General features: G+C 37.5%; 19 protein-coding genes and 5 pseudogenes. 13 read left to right on the forward strand and 11 right to left on the reverse strand.

Annotated features, from left to right (window positions below; translation table 11 throughout):
* The first annotated feature begins 106 nt into the window (after window positions 1-106).
* Genes WH214_RS07270 through WH214_RS07280 form a run of 3 tightly spaced genes read left to right on the forward strand, consistent with a single transcriptional unit; the run spans window position 107 to window position 3,259 of the window.
* A complete protein-coding gene (locus WH214_RS07270; RefSeq protein ID WP_339422947.1) occupies window positions 107-1,333 on the forward strand; it encodes an efflux RND transporter periplasmic adaptor subunit in 1,227 nt (408 codons plus the stop codon).
* A complete protein-coding gene (locus WH214_RS07275; protein WP_339421591.1) occupies window positions 1,330-2,553 on the forward strand; it encodes an ABC transporter permease in 1,224 nt (407 codons plus the stop codon). The genes WH214_RS07270 and WH214_RS07275 overlap by 4 nt, the downstream gene beginning before the upstream one ends.
* Entirely contained in the window at window positions 2,546-3,259 is a 714-nt protein-coding gene (locus tag WH214_RS07280; RefSeq protein ID WP_339421590.1) for an ABC transporter ATP-binding protein, read from the forward strand. Before WH214_RS07275 ends, WH214_RS07280 begins: the two co-directional genes overlap by 8 nt.
* Window positions 3,260-3,516: 257 nt before the next feature.
* Here WH214_RS07280 and WH214_RS07285 read toward each other — a convergent pair whose 3' ends face one another.
* Window positions 3,517-3,828, reverse strand: coding sequence for an ArsR/SmtB family transcription factor (locus WH214_RS07285; protein ID WP_004984482.1), 312 nt, complete (start codon window positions 3,826-3,828; stop codon window positions 3,517-3,519).
* 120 nt (window positions 3,829-3,948) lie between these two features.
* On the opposite strand from WH214_RS07285, the gene WH214_RS07290 reads away from it, so the two are divergent.
* From WH214_RS07290 to WH214_RS07310, 5 genes are all read left to right on the forward strand, one after another.
* Window positions 3,949-4,365, forward strand: a complete 417-nt coding sequence (locus tag WH214_RS07290) for a YeeE/YedE family protein (RefSeq protein WP_336955584.1) — start codon at window positions 3,949-3,951, stop codon at window positions 4,363-4,365.
* Window position 4,366: 1 nt separating this feature from the next.
* Window positions 4,367-4,783 carry a DUF6691 family protein gene (locus WH214_RS07295; protein WP_339421589.1) on the forward strand — a complete coding sequence of 139 codons (417 nt, stop codon included), beginning with the start codon at window positions 4,367-4,369 and terminating at the stop codon, window positions 4,781-4,783.
* Window positions 4,784-4,785: 2 nt separating this feature from the next.
* Window positions 4,786-5,658 carry an MBL fold metallo-hydrolase gene (locus WH214_RS07300; protein ID WP_339421588.1) on the forward strand — a complete coding sequence of 291 codons (873 nt, stop codon included), beginning with the start codon at window positions 4,786-4,788 and terminating at the stop codon, window positions 5,656-5,658.
* Window positions 5,659-5,726: 68 nt separating this feature from the next.
* Complete coding sequence (locus WH214_RS07305; RefSeq protein WP_339421587.1) at window positions 5,727-6,509, forward strand: sulfite exporter TauE/SafE family protein; 783 nt, start codon at window positions 5,727-5,729, stop codon at window positions 6,507-6,509.
* Window positions 6,510-6,753: 244 nt separating this feature from the next.
* Complete coding sequence (locus WH214_RS07310; protein ID WP_035327273.1) at window positions 6,754-7,149, forward strand: rhodanese-like domain-containing protein; 396 nt, start codon at window positions 6,754-6,756, stop codon at window positions 7,147-7,149.
* A gap of 110 nt (window positions 7,150-7,259) precedes the next feature.
* On the opposite strand, the pseudogene WH214_RS07315 reads toward WH214_RS07310, so the two are convergent.
* Window positions 7,260-8,180 (reverse strand): annotated as a pseudogene (locus tag WH214_RS07315) (IS5 family transposase).
* Window positions 8,181-8,399: 219 nt separating this feature from the next.
* Between WH214_RS07315 and WH214_RS07320 the strand changes: the two are divergent.
* Window positions 8,400-8,540: a hypothetical protein gene (locus WH214_RS07320; protein WP_004986534.1), complete on the forward strand. Its 141-nt coding sequence runs from the start codon at window positions 8,400-8,402 to the stop codon at window positions 8,538-8,540.
* 67 nt (window positions 8,541-8,607) lie between these two features.
* Here WH214_RS07320 and WH214_RS07325 read toward each other — a convergent pair whose 3' ends face one another.
* The 4 genes from WH214_RS07325 to WH214_RS07340 all read right to left on the reverse strand — a co-directional run bounded on the left by WH214_RS07325 (window position 8,608) and on the right by WH214_RS07340 (window position 12,311).
* The gene (locus tag WH214_RS07325) at window positions 8,608-10,686 is read right to left on the reverse strand and encodes a catalase (RefSeq protein WP_339421586.1); all 2,079 of its coding nucleotides are present in this window, start codon (window positions 10,684-10,686) and stop codon (window positions 8,608-8,610) included.
* A 289-nt stretch (window positions 10,687-10,975) separates the two neighbouring features.
* A complete protein-coding gene (locus WH214_RS07330) occupies window positions 10,976-11,659 on the reverse strand; it encodes a DUF421 domain-containing protein (protein WP_336162990.1) in 684 nt (227 codons plus the stop codon).
* A gap of 71 nt (window positions 11,660-11,730) precedes the next feature.
* Window positions 11,731-12,027, reverse strand: coding sequence for a hypothetical protein (locus WH214_RS07335; RefSeq protein ID WP_339421585.1), 297 nt, complete (start codon window positions 12,025-12,027; stop codon window positions 11,731-11,733).
* A gap of 137 nt (window positions 12,028-12,164) precedes the next feature.
* Window positions 12,165-12,311: a hypothetical protein gene (locus WH214_RS07340; protein WP_339421584.1), complete on the reverse strand. Its 147-nt coding sequence runs from the start codon at window positions 12,309-12,311 to the stop codon at window positions 12,165-12,167.
* Window positions 12,312-12,932: 621 nt separating this feature from the next.
* Between WH214_RS07340 and WH214_RS07345 the strand changes: the two genes are divergently transcribed.
* Window positions 12,933-14,339, forward strand: a complete 1,407-nt coding sequence (locus WH214_RS07345; protein ID WP_339993120.1) for an iron-containing redox enzyme family protein — start codon at window positions 12,933-12,935, stop codon at window positions 14,337-14,339.
* Window positions 14,340-14,538: 199 nt separating this feature from the next.
* On the opposite strand, the gene WH214_RS07350 is transcribed toward WH214_RS07345, so the two are convergent.
* Window positions 14,539-14,772, reverse strand: coding sequence for a DUF2171 domain-containing protein (locus WH214_RS07350; RefSeq protein WP_004981666.1), 234 nt, complete (start codon window positions 14,770-14,772; stop codon window positions 14,539-14,541).
* 246 nt (window positions 14,773-15,018) lie between these two features.
* Here WH214_RS07350 and WH214_RS07355 point away from each other — a divergent pair.
* Window positions 15,019-15,573: pseudogene (locus tag WH214_RS07355) on the forward strand (acyl-CoA dehydrogenase); the annotation flags it as partial.
* On the opposite strand, the pseudogene WH214_RS07360 reads toward WH214_RS07355, so the two are convergent.
* Window positions 15,565-15,994: pseudogene (locus WH214_RS07360) on the reverse strand (exodeoxyribonuclease VII large subunit); the annotation flags it as partial. The pseudogenes WH214_RS07355 and WH214_RS07360 overlap by 9 nt on opposite strands.
* Window positions 15,995-16,881: 887 nt before the next feature.
* Between WH214_RS07360 and WH214_RS07365 the strand changes: the two are divergent.
* Complete coding sequence (locus tag WH214_RS07365; protein WP_004981656.1) at window positions 16,882-17,151, forward strand: hypothetical protein; 270 nt, start codon at window positions 16,882-16,884, stop codon at window positions 17,149-17,151.
* Window positions 17,152-17,652: 501 nt separating this feature from the next.
* Entirely contained in the window at window positions 17,653-17,862 is a 210-nt protein-coding gene (locus WH214_RS07370) for a hypothetical protein (RefSeq protein ID WP_004981654.1), read from the forward strand.
* A gap of 536 nt (window positions 17,863-18,398) precedes the next feature.
* On the opposite strand, the pseudogene WH214_RS07375 reads toward WH214_RS07370, so the two are convergent.
* From WH214_RS07375 to WH214_RS07385, 3 genes and pseudogenes are all read right to left on the reverse strand, one after another.
* Window positions 18,399-18,578, reverse strand: a pseudogene (locus WH214_RS07375) (type II toxin-antitoxin system RelE/ParE family toxin); the annotation flags it as partial.
* 16 nt (window positions 18,579-18,594) lie between these two features.
* On the reverse strand, window positions 18,595-20,292 hold the full coding sequence (locus WH214_RS07380; RefSeq protein ID WP_339993123.1) for a DUF4394 domain-containing protein: 1,698 nt from the start codon (window positions 20,290-20,292) through the stop codon (window positions 18,595-18,597).
* Window positions 20,293-20,692: 400 nt separating this feature from the next.
* Window positions 20,693-21,624, reverse strand: a pseudogene (locus WH214_RS07385) (IS5 family transposase).
* Window positions 21,625-21,642 lie beyond the last annotated feature (18 nt).

Consider the following 21,642-nt stretch of genomic DNA (forward strand, 5'->3'; position numbering starts at 1 on the left):
GTGCTTTTTTAATTTGGTGTGTTGTAACTAAATTTTCATATATATTTAACTAAAAATTAATTATTCGATTCAAAAACTTTTCTTTAATCTGGCTTGGAGAATGGAATTGCTTGTAATCCGCTATAAGCCTTGGATCATGATCATACCACTGGTTTTGCTCGTCAGTTTTGCTACATATCGCTGGTGGCAAGGACCATTGTTACCTGGTTATGAAGTCGTATCTAGTCCTTTGATTCAGACAGTTGTTGCTTCAGGACGGGTAGAGAAAGTATCTCGGACTCAGATTGGCAGTGAAATTACTGGGGTTGTTCTTGAGCGCCTGGCTCAAGAAGGGGATCAGGTCTCTCGAGGGGACGTCCTTTTAGTACTGAAATCTGATGAAATTTCAGCGCAAGTGCGGCAGGCAGAAACTGAATTAAAGGAGCTCACAACCACTAGACGGCCGCAAGCACAAGTCGATTTAGCGAATGCCAAAGTGCAATTAGAACAGGCTCAAAGAGAGGCAGTACGCAGACGGAATGCCGAATTAGGAATATTATCAGCAGAGGAAAGGGAGAAATCGATAGAGGCAGAAAAACTCGCTCGTAATAATTTTGAATCAGCTCGATTAAAAGTTGCTTCACTTGCCCCAGATAAAGTTGAAGAGACAAAATTACGTGAACGACTCGCTGCATTACAAGCGCAACTCGCCAAGACCAAAATTCGCGCAGAAGTTTCAGGTATTATTTTAACTCGTAATGTTGAGCCAGGGGATTTGGTACAACCGAGTCAGACTCTCTTCACTATTGCACTGGATGGTGCGACTGAAATACGAGTGCCATTTGATGAGCGAAATTTACCACTGCTGGCTTTACAACAAAAAGCAGCAGTGATTACGGATGCCTATCCAGATCAACCTTTTCCTGCCCATATTAATTTTATTGCCCCAAGTATTGATGCTCAACGTGGCACAGTAGACGCTCGATTAACAGTTGATCCAGTCCCTGATTTTTTGCGTCAAGACATGACGGTATCGGTAAATGTTGAAACCAACAAGCGCGAGCGAACCCTGGTCATTCCAAATGATGCTTTAAGCAGTATAAGTGGAAACAAGGCTATGGTTATTTTAGTAAGAGATAGAAAAATTCAACGTCATCCCATCACACTGGGTTTACGTGGTTTGGTCATGTCGGAAGTTGTAGCTGGATTGAAAGAAGGTGATCATGTCCTTACCGATGCAGAATCAGTGCTTAAAGATGGAACTCGTGTCCGAATAGAGCAAACTAAACGTGTTTTGCAGAGTCAAACGGATCCGACAAATAGCAAAAACGAATTACCGGTGAAATTCGATTGAAAAACTTTTTTGGGCGACTTTGGACAGAGTGGACTATCGCAATCAGTTTTCTGCGAGAGGGTCGCACACAGTCGATGATGATTACCATTGGCATCGCGGTGGGGGTGGCAGTCATTGTGTTCATTAGTGCCTTAATTCAGGGCTTACAATCGAATATTGTAGAAAGGACTTTAGGGACGCAGGCACATATTCGTTTGCTTTCACCAGATGAGGTGAATCACATTGTGCCACCAGCAGCAGGAACACTTCAGTTGTTACAAGAAGATCAGCGTGCGCAACGCTTACGCTCTATTAATAATTGGCAGCAGATTACTGAGACTTTAGATCAGTTGCCCGTGTTGACGGCGGTTTCTCTTGTGGTCTCTGGTCCTGCATTTGTACAGCGTGGAGAGGCGATTCAATCGGTTGCTTTGGTTGGTATCAATCTTGAACGTTATCAACAAATTATTCCGTTAAAGCAATATTTGGTGAGTGGTGAATTACGGGTCAGTGCGGATAATGTATTAATTGGGCGTCAATTGGCCAAAGATTTGGGTGTGCAAGTCGGGAGCAAATTAAGGTTAGATACTGGGCAACAGAAAAATGCGGTGGTGAATATCTCTGGGATATTTGAACTGGGCGTGCGTGAATTGGATGCGCGCTATGTCTATCTAGATTTGAAACAGGCGCAATCTTTACTTAATTTGCCGGGCGGCGTGACCGTGATTGATCTGACGATTCAGGATATTTTTCAGGCGGATCAAATTGCCTCACAGGTTGGACGCCTGACAGGATTAAAAGCAGAAAGCTGGATTGAAACCAATGCTCAATTAATGAATGCGATTACCGCTCAAAGTCTTTCTACAAACATGATTATTGTTTTTGTAGGGATTTCAGTCGCTTTTGGCATTGCCAGTGTGATGTCGGTGAGTGTGGTGCAACGGACTCGGGAAATCGGTATTTTACGTGCGACGGGGGCGACACAAGCACAAATTTTAAGAGTTTTCTTGTTTCAGGGAGCAATTTTTGGTCTGCTTGGTTCGATGCTTGGTAGTGTAGTCAGTTATGGTTTGATCTGGGGATTTAACCAGTTTGGTCCCGGCTTGTTTTATATTTCGATTTCAATCAAGCTTATCTTGTCGGCATTATTCTTGGCGACACTGACAGGTGTTTTGGCTGCTACAATACCATCCCGTCGGGCGGCTGCACTTGATCCTGTGGAGGCAATTCGTCATGTTTGATCCATCTCAGGAAGTACTGCGTTTAGAAGCATTGCGAAAGTCCTACAATGTTGGGCAGCCTAATGAAGTGGAGGTATTACATGGAATTGACCTGTGTATTCAACGGAATGACTTTGCTGCATTAATTGGTCCTTCTGGTTCAGGCAAAAGTACTTTACTGAATATTCTCGGCTTATTAGATCAGCCTAGTCGTGGTGAGTTGTACTTGTTGGGGCAGGCGACAAGCCGTATGGATGATACGGCTCGGACAGGATTACGAGGCAATAGTATAGGTTTTGTGTTTCAGTTCCATCATCTTATACAGGCTTTTACTGCCTTACATAATGTACTCATGCCATTAATGCTGAAGCAAGGTAAGCCAGATCAATCTGCATTGCAATATGCCCATGAATTATTGGCCGCTGTAGGGTTAGATAAGTTCGCTGACCGTAAACCCAATGAGCTTTCTGGAGGGCAGCAGCAGCGCGTAGCGATTGCACGTGCACTGATTACTCAGCCTGCACTATTGTTGGCCGATGAACCGACAGGTAATCTTGATACTCAAACTGCTGCGGAAATGTTTGAATTATTTCGTAAAGTACATCGCGAACATGACTGTGCAGTCTTATTGGTGACTCATGATCCTAGATTATCGGCAACCTGTGATCGAACCATTAATTTGGTGGATGGGAGAATTCAGAGTGATTCCAAACACGAGATGGAATGAGCCGGAATGTAGATCACTCTTCTGGTAAAAGCAGTTCAAAACATTGAGTAGACATCAAAATTCTAGCACGATATAAGAACAAACTTGTAAATCGATAAATTACAACCCTGTGTAATTTGAATAAAATATTTTTCAGATTTAGTTCACTAAATCTAATCTAGAGAAAAAATGAGTACAAGATTTTTCAATATTAAGAGTATTTAAAAAAACAAAGGTTTACTGCTTCTGATCATTTCTTTTTAGCTGTACTAAGCGGATTAATTCGCACAATACAGCTCGTACAGCTTTTGCATCAAGCTTAAGACCTTGGGATCACTCAGACGATAGAAAATCTGTTTACCCTCACGTCGTGTGCTGACCATGTCAGCCTTACGTAGGACAGTCAGTTGTTGTGAAAGTGTAGGTTGATGAATGTCAGTGGACTCTTCAATTTCCTGAACATTCATTTCCCCATCCACCAGGACACATAAGATTTTCAGGCGATCAGGATTGGCCAAAACTTTCAGGCATTGGCTGACGAAATCGACTTGAGAAAAATCAATTTTGGCATTTTCAGCAATCATATCCATAAATGTCCTCACAACTTTTGATGTAGCCCGTGCAGTTTACATAATTTACCATAAAACTGCTTGATTAATATTTTTTATTATATAATATAAAAAAGTATATTGTATAAGGATTAATTCATCATGCATGACTTCCTCATCGCATTTATTGGCGGCTTAATGCTCGGGCTTTCCGTGGTTGGCTATCTTTACGTCAATGGCCGTATTGCGGGAATCAGTGGTTTGATTGGGCAAGTATTAAACTCAAAAACCATGTTTAAAACACCTGCAATCTGGTTTTTATCAGGCTTGATCCTCACACCGTTTATTTATGGTCTGTTTGTACAACCTGAAATCGAATTGAATGCCAGCCCACTGATGATGATTGTGGCAGGTCTGCTGGTGGGTTTTGGGACGCGCTTAGGTTCGGGCTGTACCAGTGGTCACGGAATTTGTGGCATCAGTCGCATGTCTAAACGTTCTATCATCGCGACCATGACTTTCATGTTTGCAGGTTTCGTTGCTGTTTATATTATCCGTCATATCACAGGAGCATTCTAAAATGAAAAATCTGTTTGCCTTTTTATTTGGTGCACTGTTCTCTATTGGGTTGATGGTATCGGGTATGTCCAATCCGGAAAAAGTACTCGATTTCTTGGATCTGTTTGGTGACTGGGATGCTAGTCTGGCCTTTGTCATGATGGGCGCGATTGCGGTGGCCTTTATTCCTTTCCAGAAAGTATTACGTACGGCACAACCGAAAACAGTATTTAATGAACCTATTGATTTACCTAAAAATAATCAGATAGATAAGAAGCTGATCACGGGTGCGGTTTTATTTGGTGCAGGTTGGGGCATTGCCGGCATCTGTCCGGCACCAAGTTTTACCTTGATCGGTTTGGGCCACTATCAAGTGCTCTATTTTATTGTAGCAATGCTGGTGGGTGTATGGATTCACCGTAAATGGTCAGGAGCTTAACGATGTCAAACTTACCTATAGTAAAAGATTTTTTTCACGAAGATACCAATACCTTCAGTTATGTTGTACGTGATCCTGCGACCAAAGCCTGCGCCATTATTGATAGCGTTCTGGATTATGATCCGGCATCAGCAAGTACATCAACTATTCATGCCGATAAAATTATTGCCTATATTAAAAAGCAGGGTTTAACGGTTGAGTGGATTCTTGAAACCCATGTACATGCTGATCATCTGACTGCAGCGCAATATCTCAAAGCTGAGTTAGGTGGCAAGATTGCCATAAGCCAGAAAATTGGTATTGTACAGGAAACCTTTGGTGCGATTTATCATCTGGATATTAAACAATGGAATGCCCAGCAGCTCTTTGATTATTTATTTGAAGATCATGAGTCGCTCCAAATCGGAACATTAAAAGCCTATAACATTCCAACACCGGGACATACGCCTGCTTGCCTGAGTTATGTGATTGGCGATGCAGTCTTTGTGGGTGATACGTTGTTCATGCCAGATTATGGTACAGCCCGTTGTGACTTCCCGCGAGGCAGTGCAGAACAACTTTATGATTCGGTACAAAGCCTGTTTCAGTTGCCAGAAGATACCCGGGTCTTTTTATGTCATGACTATTTGCCTGAAACACGTGAATCATATGTATGTGAATCTGATATACAGACGCAGAAAACACAGAATATCCATATTCATCAGGGAATCAGCAAAACTGAATTTGCTCAGATGCGAAATCAGCGGGATTCAGGACTGAGTATGCCTAAACTGATTCTGCCCTCGATTCAGATCAATATGAAAGCAGGGCAGTTTCCTGAGCCTGAACAAAATGGTGTTTCTTACCTCAAGCTTCCTCTTAACTACTTCAAATAAGCTTGTGTCGTGATTCAACAAAAAGTTCAACTTTTATTGAATCATTTTTGTGGATAAAGGAGAGGGCGATGTGGGCATTAATACTGGAAGGATTAGCAATTGGTGGCTTGCTGGGTCTAACCGGTGCTGGTGGCGGCATTCTGGCTGTACCCGCACTTATGGCGAGTCAGGGTTGGACCGTGGCCCAAGCTGCGCCGGTGGGATTGCTTGCAGTCACGCTGTCCGCTTTGGTCGGAACGTTCGAGGGTTTATTCAAGCGTATTGTGCGTTATCGTGCTGCGCTCTGGATTGCTCTCATTAGTATTCCTTCTGCACGTTACGGGGTGCAGCTGGCTGCTATTGTTTCTCCGGTCTGGCTGACACTGGCTTTCAGTTTGGTGATGCTGATTGTGGCTTACCGGATCTTGTTTAATAAAGTCCATGATCATGGAAATGCACCGTGCAAGGTCAATCAAACCACTGGTCGCCTGATCTGGGATGTCAAAACTGCCTCGTTCCTTGCTGGTATTGGTGTCGTGGCGGGTTTACTGACCGGTTTGCTTGGTGTGGGGGGGGGATTTGTCATTGTTCCAGCCCTGCGTAAATTCACAGGCCTGGATATGCGCAGTATCGTTGCGACTTCCCTGATGATTATTTTCCTGATTGGCGGGGTCAGTATTTATGCCCATGTGCTGGATGGATTTCAATATCCTGTTTCGGTCACGCTGACTTTTGTCCTGGCCTGTACTGTGGGGATGTTGATTGGACGCAGTCTGATGCATCGGATTGACAGTAACAAAGTACAGAAAATATTTGCCACCACCGTGGTTGGGGTGGCGATGTATTTAATCTATTCCGCACTCATGGGGTAGTTCTGTACGCTGTCTAGATAAAAATGCCTGAGTTGATGCCTGTTGGATATGATCTGTCTCATCTAGCTTGATATCTAAACAGCGGTAGCATATGAGAAGACGTTAGCAAAACTAAGGTTTGCATAGCCTGATCGTATCAACAGGGTTGAAACAAGCTGGTTGGGCATTGAAGCTAAACAGCTTTTAATCTACCTGGCCCTAGTTTATAAAATATGAATATGATGCACGAGGAAGAATGAAAATGATGAAAACTGCAGAGCAATTGATTCTGAATGCGAAAAGTCGGATTCAGGAAGTGAGTGTAGCTGAACTGTTTGAAGCGATGAAAAACCATAAAACCATTCTGATTGATATCAGGGAACCGGATGAATTTCAGGCGGCAGCAATAGACCGAGCGGTGAATTATCCTCGTGGTGTTTTGGAAATGAGAATTCACCAGCATCCTTTAGCCAGTCATCATTGCGATACTCAGCAGGCACTGGAATACCTTAAAGATCAGCCGATATATTTGATCTGTGGCACGGGTGGCCGTTCAGCATTAGCAACAGATACATTACAAAATATGGGATTTACTTATGTGAAGTCTGTTCGGGGCGGTTATCAGGCTTGGCTTGAACAAGGCTATCCCGTAGGAAAATAAGCTATTGAAATAAAGAAAATCTTATCGTTGATTTTTTAATTTAAGGGGTTTTGTTACATAAAGTCTTTGAAGGTAAAGTTTTCCTAAGTTACTAAAATTTAAGTTACAACTTAGGTATGAAGACTACATAATTCTGTAAATTTATTTAATACGGCTACGCTTGCATGGATCTGATTTTCTTGGCTGTCAAAATTCCTTTAGCAGAGTTTATCGCCTAATAATTTGATGCAATTTATCTTGGTTTCGACCAAACTTCGCCGATGATAACCAGACCCACTTTTTCCAAAGTGCTCCTCTTAGACGTTTAACTGTTTTAAATAACTCATTTCGCTCCATGCATCTCACTTTCTTATCTTTCCATGGCATTTTCATTCTTTCTTTATGGAATCATGGCATGTGCTTGTCGATCTGAAATCACTTGTCTACAATATTTTGTAACATATGATCCATCTATATAGACAGAATTAATCTGCTCATCAGATGGGATTTGATTAAGTAAATCCTGAAGAATTTGTGAATTACTGACATTATTTTTGGTCAGTTGTAGTGTACATAATTGAAGGGTTTGAGCATCTATACCAATATGCAGATTACGCCATTGCCGACGATATTCAGGTTGGTGTTTCTTGCGTTTCCATTCACCTTCACCAAAAATTAAGGCCAGTTGAGTCTACTAATAGATATAGTCCTTCATGATTTTTTTGATAGCTGATTGCAATATCAATATGTTTTTGCCGTCTTTAGAGGGTGGAGTAATCTGGTGCTGTCCAACTTAACCCACTAAGCTTAATAAGGCTTTGTATAAAGCCTGTGACCATATTTAAAAAAAGTCGAAATAGAGATTTGATCATTAAACAGCACTGAATTGCTATATCAGAATAGGTTTGATTTCGACCTTGTTTGCCTTGTGATTGTGCATGCCACTTAGTATTCAGATCAAACCAAATTGTCAAATTGCCACGATTGATCAAAGCGCAATTGTAGGATGACCAATTGGTTGTACGATAAATTTTAGGTGTAGGCTTATTCATTTATAAATTATATTGCTGAATAGGACTTTATCGGTAGGTTTGTGCAACAAAGCCACCTATAACTATCAGGTGTGATCAATGCATAATAGTTTAGGGAAATAGTAATGAATTTAAGGTGCTAATTATTTTACAGGGTAGTATTGCGTAACATATCTATTATTGATAGATAGAGCCTGATGTCATATCTATTATTATAGTATTTCACGTGATGGAACCGACATGATTAATAAGCAAAATCCAGAATCAAAACCTCAAAAAGAATCAAACGATGACAAGGGTGATCAGAAAACCTATCAGAATCCAGATCCTCAGAAAAAACCAAATGAAGAGCCTGAGAATCCACTTAAAGAGCAAAAGTAGATCAAAAAGCCCTCGTCGAGGGCTTTTTGAAATCAAATGCTTACACTACTTTTAATCTCAAATAAATTCATGCTGGAATAGCTGCGACAACTTTTTCTCTATCCCACAAACGGTGATTTTGAATAGCTTGTTTGAATTGATCTTGGATCTCTTTAAAATTTTGAGTAGAGAATAGAGCTGCATCCTTAGTGAGCTGAAACTCATCTATTAAAGCGCATTTATCACCCAGGAAAACAATGGGCTTGAGATGTTTATATGTCTCTAATACATAATGTTTAGAAACTCCATCAGCCTTAAATACTTCTAAATTATTCCCATCAATCACGATTACGGCATCATAAGTCACTGAAGGCTCGCCATTTTGTCTTCCATCTACTGGTATTTCATTGCCATCACTAGATTTAACAGGGGCTGCGTTCGGTGCTAAAGTTTCCACAATAGCTTTTTCTGCTTCAGCCCATATTTTAATATCATCTATTGATGACGCATTTACACCGTTATGAACGAGCAAGGCAATTTTTCGCTGTTTAATATCAGATGCAGGAAAAGATGAGGTACTTAATCTTTTCGAAGATTCAATTACGGGTTGGTGCAGACTATCTTGCTGTTTAGGGGGAGTTTTAATACCTAACTCTTTCGCAACATATTCAGCTAAGTCAAAGTCAATATTAGCTAAGACAGCGTAAACTACACGTCTGCGGATATCTTCCGATTTAACCTTAGATAATTCAAAAGAATATGCATCCTTAATATGCTGTTGTTCATGTTTTTCCAAACTATGGTAGTGCATTGTGGCTTGCGAGAAATGATCAGCGAAACTTTCTGGTCGAACTCTTAGTTTGCTGCCTTGTACTTCTTCAGGATGTGTCTTGAAGGCACCACTGTCATTAGGTGATTCTCTTGGCCAATTTTCATCAACAGAATTAGGTTCATAATTTGCCTTTCCTTTATAAACTTCGTGATTAGCATAACCACCTCGTCTATTCGTATGAAAAGGACAAACGGGTTTGTTAATTGGAATTTGATTAAAATTTACCGTACCTAGTCTGTGTAAGTGAGTATCCGTATAGCTAAATAGCCGTCCCTGTAAAAGGGGATCGTTACTAAAATCTATACCTGAGACAATATTTGCAGGACTAAAAGCAACTTGTTCTGTTTCTGCGAAAAAATCATCTGTATTTTTGTTTAAAACAAATTTACCTAGTGGAGTGACAGGTACAAGTTCTTCTGGGATTAATTTTGTAGCATCTAAGACATCAAAGTCCCATTGTTTTGCATCTTCTTCAGAGAAAATTTGTGCGCCTAATTCCCATTCCGGGTAATTGCCACGCTCAATAGCATCCCACAGATCACGTCTGTGAAAATCGGGATCTTTGCCATTAATTTTTAGGGCTTCATCCCAGACGACTTGAGCTACCCCTTGCTTTGGAGTCCAATGGAATTTCACTAAGAATGCTTCATTATTCTTATTAATCAATCTAAATGTATGAACACCAAAACCTTGTATAGAGCGTAGATTTCTTGGAATTGCTCTATCTGACATTATCCAAGTAGTCATATGTGATGCTTCGGTGTTTAAAGAAATAAAATCCCAGAAAGTATCATGGGCAGATTGACCAGTTGGAACTTCATTGGCATCTTCTGGCTTTACTGCATGAACAAAGTCCGGAAATTTAATAGCATCCTGAATGAAGAAGACAGGGATATTATTCCCCACCAAATCATAATTTCCTTCTTCAGTATAAAATTTTATAGAAAAACCTCGTACATCTCGAACGACATCAGCCGAACCTCGCCCACCTTGAACTGTAGAAATACGGACAAAGATAGGGGTTTGATTATTTGTGTCCGTTAGGAACTTGGCTTTAGTCCATTTTTCATTACCGGTATAAGCTTGAAAGTAACCATGAGCACCGACCCCTCGAGCATGTACAACACGTTCTGGAATACGCTCACGATCAAAATGAATAAGTTTATCCCTTAGAAGAAAGTCCTCGAGAAGAGTAGGGCCTTTCTCATTAATTTTTAGACTATTTTGATTATCAGCTACGGGAACACCTAAAGAAGTGGTAAGAGTTTTACCTATAGGATCCACGTATGCTTCCTCAGAAAGCTGGTCGATTTTTGGTGTATTTGGTTCTTTCATATCACATTCTCTTATACATTTGCTTTATAACGTTTTATGAAAATAAGTATTTATTTTCACGTAAGTTAATGGCTTATTTGTTGACGGATATTTTGTGCTTATACAATTTAATAGGTTATCTACAATCGAATATGAGTTACTTGCCAGAAACTCTTTTTTGGATCAAAGATACCCATATAAACTTTAAGTATTTACTCTTTGAGTAAGGTAAAGAAATGTGTATTTTTTGTTCGCTTAAACTATTCATTTTAAATAATATTGAATTAATCTAAGTCAAAACAAAAGCTTATTAATTTTGATATTCCTCGCAATACAAACAGGATTTAGCCCATTTTGTATTTTGACAGCGAGGGCATTCTTCTTTTAAATGATTTAAAAGTTGGGTTTGGCCACACAACATACAAGAATAAAAGTGATCTACATTGTGATGATCTGCGATTTGGTATTCATCGGGAAACAGAGGAAGGCCCCATTTTATATTTTCTTTAGAATATGGGATCACGCTTAGGCAGCCATCAGTCTCAAGCAGTGCCATTTTAACTTGTCCAAGATGCTCTATTTTCTTTTGGCGCATTTCAGCAAAGAACTCATCATATGAATACTTTTCTTGCTTAATATCCTCAACAATCAGTAAACCATTTTTGACGATGTATATTGGTCGACCTTCCAATACGGTCTCAATAGCATCGGATTTCATCATTAAATAAGTTGTTAAGCGATATAAAGCCATAATTACTGCAAAAACGATGACAGCATGTATGATCGGAACTTCTTCATAGAACATAGCATCGCCAGCAGCAGATCCTAAACTAAGAATAATTGCGATTTCAAAGATAGAAAGTTGCCTGACACCACGTTTACCAGAAAATCTTAAAACCAAGATAATTAAGAAGTACATCAAGATACTACGAAGTACAATTTCTGCTGCAAAAGTGAATGTAGTATCAGCTAATAGTATTTTTATAAAGTCCATTTTACACCTATTTAATTATTATTTAGATGTGTTGATAATGAGTCTAAAAGACTCATTATCAATATATTGACTTACATTTTGTCCCATGCATCTTTAATAGCATGTTTGGCTTGTTCCCACTTTAAGCGTGATTCAGCCTTTAATTCTTCCCATTTTACTTTTAGATCACTTTCTGAATCCTCAAATCGTGCATCAGTACCACGCTCATTACGGGCATGCTGACCTAGTTCATAGGCTGAACGAAGATCACGGTCATAATCCACATCGGGAAGTTCTCGTTGGATATCGCCGTAATATGGGCGGTTTGAAAAATCTGTACGCCAATCATGTTTGATTGGGTTTTCGTCTTGATGGTCATTTATAGTCATAATGAACTCCAATTCTATCCAACTAAGAATTCAAAAAATAATTCTTAGTTGGATTTAATTAATGAATGAGTTTTAGTTTTTATAATGTTATTCAACATGAAAAACTATTATTTCTGTTGACCGTGTTGTTCATTTTGCTAGTTTTGGTTCGGTTGTTTTTGCTGATTCGGATTTTTTTGCGGTTGGTCTGGTTGCTGTTGCTGTTGCTGCTGATCTGGCTTTTTTTGCGGTTGATTTGGCTGCTGCTGTTGCTGATTTTTTTGCTGTTGATTTTGATTAGTCATTTTACTGAACCTCATAAGATTAAGATTAGAATTAATCTACATTATTAATCAGTAGATTTATTATTAATATCATAATTTGTGTTTTAAAAAACATCAGAGGTGTTACATTTTAATTTTTGAGTTAAATTGTGTTTGTTTTAAAGGTTTAGGTGTTGATAATAAATGGAAATATATATTTTGTTTTTTACAAAAGGCTAACAATGTTAAATTTTATTCTTAATTCAGATTTATATCTTTTTGATTGGATTTGTGTTTGTAATTTATTGATTTTTTTTTTGAATTTGAAAAAAAATCTGTGTTGGATCAATGGAATAACGAAAGGAATAATAACGGTGCTTGTACTTTCAATAAATAAAGTTAAAAATTTTATAAATTAGATATAATGCTTTTTACTAATTTTAAACACCATAATTTTTTTAATTCCAATGAGTGTGATTTATATCACAGATTGTGAAATTTTTATTTTTTCTAAAAATTATAAATATTTAATTAAGGTGTTGTATTGTGATGTTAAATAAATTAAAGGATTACATTTATTAACGTTTCTTTTCAAAGTTGTTAATTAATTAAGTATAAGTGTCAATTATGTTGGTATAAGTTATTTACCGCGAGAGAATTATAATGCCTACTGCAGTAAAAGAGAGAATTTTAAATTTAATAACCGATGCCCATCAGAAATATTTTGAAATAACACAATTTTTCTTAGATCCATCAGTGTCGCGTTCTGCAAAAGAGTTGAAAGCTTTTAATTTCCTAGAAAACGAAATACTTCATTTGGATAGTGATTTCTCTGATTTTCCTACTAATGTTGATCAATTGGCAGTCTGGATGCAGAAACAAAATAAAACACAATGCTTGCATTACAAAGAGTACTTAAAAAGGCGTGAAAATGGGAGTGCAAGGGAGTTTTTTGGAACTACAAGTAAAGCTTATGAGTTTTTATACAAAGTAGCACCGACCAAACGTGTAGACGGGGCTTGGCTTTATAGCTTTACACAGTACTGGAATGATCCAGCTTTTAGAGACTTTATACAGATATATGTTGAGGAGTTGGGGTTAGGTTCCAGTCAAAGTAACCATGTAAAACTTTTCAATAAATTACTTCTATCACTTGGTCTTCATCAATTTTCAATGAATTTGCCTGATGAATATTATCACCAGTCAGCAATACAATTGGCTTTAGCTTATGCTCCATCAGATTTTATACCCGAGATTGCAGGTTTTAATTTTGGATACGAACAACTACCACTTCATTTACTGATTACAAATTATGAACTTAAAGAGTTAGGTATTGATTCCAAATATTTTAACCTACACATTACAATTGATAACTTTGATAATGGACATGCTCAATTAGCTACAAATGCGATTAAATGTTTAGCCAAACGCTACCCAAATCAATCCGAATTTATTCGTAAATTAAAGATAGGCTTTTTATTGAATAATCGGGGAGTTAGCTCAGTTCAAATAATAAAGAACCTAAATACTGAGCGAGTGGTTCTGGACATTTTCAAGAGCAAAGCTTTGGTTGGAAAGCACATGCATAATGAGAAATGCAAGTTTAATAATAAGTCTGTAAATTCATGGCTATCAGAAGAAGATCAGGTTGAGGAATTCATTATTGAGCTAATAAAAATAGGATGGATTAAGCTTAACGAAGATCCGGAACATAGCCGATTTTGGAAACTGATCAATGAAGAAGATGGGAAAATGTTTGGAGTTTTCTCTGCTGCAGAAAAAACTTTTATTTATGATTGGATTGCTGGTGCTAATTTAAGTAGACGCATTAATCCAGTAAATTCAGAATATATAAAAAACTTTATAGAACTAAATGATTTTAGTTATTTGTCAGAAAAAGAATTATCGCTGTTACAGCAGCAAATTCAGATATCTACAAATACTGGGCATAAAATTAGCAAATTGATGCCATATTTAGCTCCACATCAACATCACCAAGAGATTGGTTTATGGGCTACGCAAAAAGTGGTTGAGTATATTTTCCCATTCTTAGGAAGTAATTTTAAATGATAGTAGGCTAACCTATTAATTTATATAAAATAGATGTAGTCTATGACAAATAGATTCCATCTACCTATTTTTACAAGTAAGAAATGAAACACCTTTGATTCAACGGACATTGCGACGGATTCGCGCTTCTTTGAAATTACTTACAAAGAAATAAAAGAGTACGACCAAAATCTAGTCGTACTCTTTATTTTAGAATAATTTAAATAGCTTGCCATTGTTGCTTAACTTCTTCTGAATTTTTAATCAGAACTATTTTGTCATCTTTGACTTCACCAATCCATGCCGTTGGGATCAGATGATGTTGATCATTTTCATCACGAGTCAATTTGAGTTGGTTATCACCTTCGAGATGATCAACTGTTCCGACTTTGGAACCACAAGAAGCAATTACATCTGAATGTTTTTTAATATCTTGAATATTTAAAGTACTCATTTCTTAAACCTCTTTTATAAACATAACAACACGGAAGCCTTTAAACTACTGCATATTTCCTTATAATTGTTGGATTTTAAATAATCCTTACATGATGATTTTATAGATACACCTAAACATACTATTTGGTTAACAATGAAACAAAACGAAATAAATAGTTAAATAACTATGAATATTTATCTATTTAAACAAACATAATATTTCACCTGTTATTTAAATTAATTGACTTGAATTAATATTTTAAGAATGAATAGAAAAATATTTATAAAAAGCTCAACTTTAGAGATATTAAATCGCTTTGAGCATTACTCAGCTGAAGAAAAACTAAATCAACGTCCAATTGTGTTGAAACAGTTGATTCATTCTGTTGGAAGGTTGCCTGAACCTGCTTCGGGGCAAACCTATCAGCGTTGGCAAATTTTTGCTCAGATAGCTGGCTTTGACCTAAGTTTAGCCAAGCTTTTTGAGTCACATTTTGATGCTTTAAGTATTTTGCATGAACTCGGTTATGAAAAAGAAATCGATGAGGAGACATGGGCTGTTTGGGCTGCCGATGGTGGACCAGCGCCGTTACAGGTCAAAAATGGGCTTTGTCATGGAGTTAAGCAGTGGTGTTCAGGTGCTGAATTGATTCATAAAGCATTAATCAGTTTTAAAGATCAACAAGGGAAATCTCAGCTCTGCATTATTGACTTAAACCCATCATCGATCTCGATTGATTCAGCTCACTGGCAAGCTTTAGGCATGCAAGGCACACAGACCGCCAGAGTCAATTTTCAGGAGACCGCAGTCGAGTTTGTTTTTATTTAATAAGCCTTCAGAGGTAAGTCTTTCTAAAATTTGTTGATAGCGCCATGCAATGTCTCCAAGGGTATAGCTTGAATTAATATCTTCAACATTCACTGAAAAGCCATACTGAGGATCAAACTTGGCTCTGACTTTTACCAAGACATTTAAATCCTTTGAAAGTTCTACACCACTTTCTCTTTCAAACTTAAGCACACATTTTCTGTGCTGTAAATTTCCAAATGGTGCCTTTACAACTTGCTATAACTTTATCGGTGTTTTCATCCTTTTCAGCTAACTCAAGATAGTAATGTCCACCCTTAATATTGAGATTGCGGATCTCAGCTTTCACCCATACAGGCTCATTGAAAGTAATTTGAATTACTTCCTGTACTGTGGATAGGTAATCACTAAGAGAAAACTGAGGTTCAGACATTAGATCAATTATTTTAATTGCTTAAGTGAATAGTATTAAAGCAAAGCTAGAAGTGCAAATTGAGAATATTCTAACTTGACCTTGATCAAGGTATATGTCGTATTTCTGCTATAGTGGACGAAGTTATAGAAATTCACTTAATTACCGCAAAAAGTTCATCATTTGAAGGACTTTTTTTTGTTGCTAGATAATTTGGAATAAAATGTAAATGAGATCTCAATATAAACCGAGTATATTACTTGGTATTAAGTTCTCCATGATAGTTAATATCAGTTTTCTACCTGCACCTTCCCCAAGTTGCAGGTTTTTTTTGCTTAATTTTTTATTCTATTAATTATTTAATTATTTTGTTTAAAAAAAAACGACGATTCCTTGTTTCGGCGCAAAAGACCAAGGGGAAAGCTCTACAGAAATGTAGAGCTTTTTTAATGGTAGCTTAATTTAATCGTATTGGTATGAATTTTAATTTTTCATCAGATACTTAGTAGATAAAGTGCGTTCAGATAATTGCGCTTTTTCGTTTGTGATATAGTTTAATCATTGCTTACAACAATAAGAATAGAAATGAATATCTGTATCGGTGGTGATTTGGATGGCAGGGTAATAGTGCTTGATAAACCATGTTTTAATGCTAAAGAAGTAAACAAGCCAAAATCAATAAACTACATTAAGCAAATGTATGTCATAGATGGTGACGTCTACTATTTTTGGCGTGATGCTGAGCTTAAATTGTGGGAAGTTACTTAACGAATAGAGATATTACTAGCAAAGGCTAAGCGAAAATCTATTTAAATGTCCCTGAGAGTAGGTTTTTTATTGCCTTTATCCGTAAAAGAAATTAGTTTAAATTAAACCAATTGTTAAAATAATTATGAGAACGGAAAACAATGAATAGAAAATTTGAACTACATGTGATTAGCCAGATCTATGACTTTTTAGTTGAAAGAGAGGGGTTTACCTCACTAAACCTTGATCGGAAGGTTACGGAGTTTTTTCGGGAAGTACATGTAGGGCAAGAAGAAGATTTTACAATTCTTGAATCAAATAAAATCTCAGGAAACTTTGGCGAAGTTTCCTATATCAATTTATTGAATGTCCCTCATTTCAACGATAAAGATAAATTTCTGAAATGGGCACATAAAGCTTTAAATCTATAAGTTGTAATAACTCAGTGTAATTTGATAGGAATTGTTTCATTATTTAATAAATTCAATTACATAAATAATAATGTGGTTACATTATGAACAGTAATTCATCAGAAGGCGGTTAGATAGATACAAATCACAATGATATGTTTGAATCAAAAGTTCTACACGGATGGAATTAAAGATGAAAATATTAACTTTGGTGGGCATAGGTGTGGTAGCAAGTTTCTGTTTATTGTCAAAGCGTCACACTACTGAAAATTCATTTCATTCAAACTTCGATAAGGTTGTTCGAAATGCTGTCTTACAGGGATTCATATAAATATAGATGCCTAAGACATATACCTTTTAAGTAGTTAAAGGAGGAATAAGATGATCAGATTATTAATGTGTATATTTGGCCTTCATGGTGCTAGAGAGATTGATTACACCAATGACCATAAAGAAATTTGTGTATTCCGCGAGTGCTTGAAGAAAGTCAAGAGTCCTCATGATTAGGTATAATTTCTTTTTATGAAAAGACTGTCTAAAAAACCTGAGCATATAACCTCAAATTGGTCAACCGAGCAAGATAGTTTCTTAATTGAAAATAGTGTTATGGTGATTGAGGAGCTTATTAATCATCTGCCTTTTACTGAAGATGAAATTATTAAGCGTAAAGAGGTACTAGGTCTCACTAGAAGACATAGACAGATGCGTAAATTTTTAAGCAATCCATCTTAAGAGAGTTTTAAGCCTCTATTTTTTAAAATGGATCAGACATAAAAAAAACCGTTCGATATCTATTATTCTCGGAGGTTGTTTCTCTTTTATGAGATGTTGTTATACAACTTTATATACTTAATTAACGTCATAGTTACTTTTATAAAATCTCTTACAAATCAATCCCTGAATAGCCACCGATTTTGGAACTATCCCTATTTAATTATTGGGGATTCTAGATAGCACGTCTGGTGTTACCCCCCTCTCAGACTGGACGAATCGTGTAGCGGATAACTTGAAATATGCTGCTCAGGATAACTAACCACATGTTGCTGTGCATTCTACTTTCGGACTGCACAGCGCATTCGATTTCGACAAAGGTGCACATGTCACTGTTTGTGTGCAGTGTGTTAATTGAGAAAACCCTCTGAGTGAGGGCTGTTTCGAGTAAGCTCTATTATGTTCAATTGACAATAATTTGATGGAAAATTTAAATATTGGGAATTACGCATAAGAGATTTATGTTAAATAAAATCAAGTAGATTTGGGAACGTTTGTAAGAAAATAATAACCCTTTGCCCTTGCTTGCAATAATAAATCCTATAGCTTGGTCCAAAAAAGAAACTTAATTCAGAGATACCTTCACTGACTGGTTCAGTATCTCCAAAGTTTCCATTTGCAACCCTATCAATTCGGACCTATATGCGTCTTTTTGACTGTTGGTCTTTTAACTTGGTAAGCGCACTCTTTAAACTATTTGAAAAGTATCGCTAAATCAATCAAGGCGGGCGTGGTGTTTGAACCAATCATTGAGCTCATAACACTAGGCGTACCACTGACAGAAATTGCGGGACGTGCACGTGGAGTTGTTAGTGTTGTATCGCTATTTAGATCTATACGGTATAGGACAGAAGCACCATTATTGTTGTTTATTGCCGCTAGAGCCAATCCATTATCACCACCAGCAATATCAAAACCATCATTCAAGCCTAAGTTCACGCCAAGACTACCTAATCTCACCAATGTTCCATCATTGGGTGGAACTTGCTTCGTCAGTAACTGATTGGTCTGATCTAGATTAAATAATTCGGTGCTAAGTGCTGAAATAGGTGTTTGAAAACTGTTGGTATATGCAGCAGCGCTAATCACGGCATTGGTGATCCCATTGATTTTGCCATCTTGAATGGTTTCACCTGTATCGACATTGATTCGCAGATTTTGCCCCGAATTACTGATGACTCTTAAACGGTCAGCCGTTGGATTGAAGTCAACAGCAAACTCTGTGCCGTCTAGAGCACTAAAGTTACTACCTGTACCGGCTTTAAGCGCAGTCACAAGTGTTGCAGCACCAGAATTTGGATTAATAGTATACAGGTTTGCTTGGTCAGTTAAACCATATAGCGTATTGGTTTTATCGGTAGCAGTACGTAATCTAAAATCAATACCTACGAATTTTTCATTGACCAATACGCCTGTGATTTTTTGTTCAGTCGTATCATTTGGACGATTGATTTCAAATCGAATTAAAGCATTATTGTTAGTCAGCCCGATTCCTTTTGAGGTGGTATCTTCTGCTCGATTAAGTGCAACCCCACGAATGGAGGTTTGACGATATTCGCTAGGCAAGTCGCTCGTCTCAAAAATAGCGTTACTGGTCGTTCCTACATGAGCAAGATTAACTCTAAATAATTTATATGCACCTGAGACTTGTAATGCGGCAAAACCAATATTATTCATTGGGTCTATATCAAAACCACCGTTATTCGATACATCCTGACCTAAGGGTGCAGAGATACCTAATGTTCCGGCATTTGCATTTTGCAGATAAATGCGATCTGTCGCAGAATCGATACTGTATAATTTTGTACTTGCCGTTCCAGCAAAAGCATTGCTATAAGCTGCGGCACTGACTTCAGTTGTAGCATCACCAACCCGACTGATTTCTCCGTCGGTGATAGTGAGACCTGTATCAACATTGACTCTTAGGTTTTGACCATCTTGACCAATAATTCTTAGACGATCCGCAGCAGGGTTGAAATTCACGCTAAGCGCATCGGGATTGGCAGTAATTTTACTAAAAGCTGCATTACCATCGGTCGTATCTGCTGGATCAGCTGTTATCTTAATGACGAATTTTGCCACGCCAGAGCTTGGATTTAACGTGTAAATATTACCCAACAAACCTACTGCATATAACTTTCCATCACTTGGACGATGGTCCATTCCAACCAGTTGATCCCCAGAAACTAAACCTGAAATTTTAATATTTGAAATCAGTGAACCAGGTTTGTCATGATTGAGTGAACTAATCATACCGTTACTGGTCAGTACCAAGAGATTACCGGTAGCATTTGTTGGAGGAATAGGCTCAGATGAATTTGAATCATTACATCCAACTAATCCGATGCCACCGAGTGCGGTGAGAGTACAGATGAGTGTTTTGAGTTCCATGTATAATTTTCCTTAATTATTGATATTTGATTTCGAAGAACTTTTGATTACACGGTTAAATTTGTAAAACAACTTAGCTTTGCTGAGAAACACGTCGAGGTATATTTAGACTTGAAAAGGATCATTTTCTATTGTTAAGCGTGTAGAATGCATAGAAATGAAGATATTTAAGTTCAATGTTTGTCGCATGTTAATTAACCATATGTCTTTATTGTTTTTTAGTAAATATATGTTTTATGGATATTATTTTGTATTGTTATATCTATTTGGTAATGCTTCACAGATTGTTCACATCAAGTACGAGACTAAATGCAAAATTAAACTGCATTTCAACATCTAGATCTGAATGGCTTTGTTGCATAAAGATTTTAAAGATAGAGCTTTCCTTAGTCGCTCAAATTTAAGTGACAACTTGGGTATGAGGTCGGCCTATTTCTGTAAATTTATTTAAGACCGCTACACGAGCATGAATTTCATTCACCTGACTAGGAAAGCTTCTTGCCATTAATTTATCGCCTAATAATTTGATGCAGTGCATCTTGGTTTCAACCAAACTGCGTCGATGATAGCCTGACCATTTTTTCCATAGTGTCCTGCCTAAAGTTTAACAATACGAAGTAATTCATTTCGCTCTAGCGAATGAACTTTTGTATCCTTCCAAGGCTTCGCATTTTTTCTTGACGGAATCACCGCATGCGCTTGTCGATCTGCAATAACCTGACGGCATTGTTTTGTGTCATAAGCCCCATCTATATAGACTGAATCAATCTGTTCATCTGGTGGAATTTGATCAAGTAAATTACCAAGTACTTGTGAATCACTGACATTATTCGTCGTGAGCTGAACTGCCCGTATTTGCAGCGTTTTAGCATCTATACCAATATGCAGTTTACGCGATTGCCGACGGTATTCAGGTTGATGTTTCTTGCGTTTCCATTCACCTTCACCTAAAAACTTCAGGCCAGTTGAATCTACATGTAGATGTAGTTCACCATGACTTTGCCGATAGCTTATCGCAATATCAATTTGCTTTTGTCTTCTGCAGAGTGTGGAATAATCTGGTGCCGTCCAACTTAAACCACAGAGTTGAATAAGGCTTTGCACAAAGCCCGTGACCAGACGTAAAGAAAGTCGAAATAGAGATTTGATCATCAAACAGCATTGAATTGCTCTATCTGAGTAGGTTTAATTTCGTCCTTGTTTACCTTGAAATTGAGCATACCATTGAGTCTGAGGATCTAACCAAATCGAAATATTTCCACGATTAATTGAAGCTTTATTGTAGGTGGGCCAGTTGGTTGTACGATAGATTTTAGGTATAGACTTATTCATCTCAGAATTATATTGCTG

The organism is Acinetobacter sp. MYb191, from assembly GCF_037572605.1.
In the GTDB taxonomy this organism is placed as follows: domain Bacteria; phylum Pseudomonadota; class Gammaproteobacteria; order Pseudomonadales; family Moraxellaceae; genus Acinetobacter; species Acinetobacter johnsonii.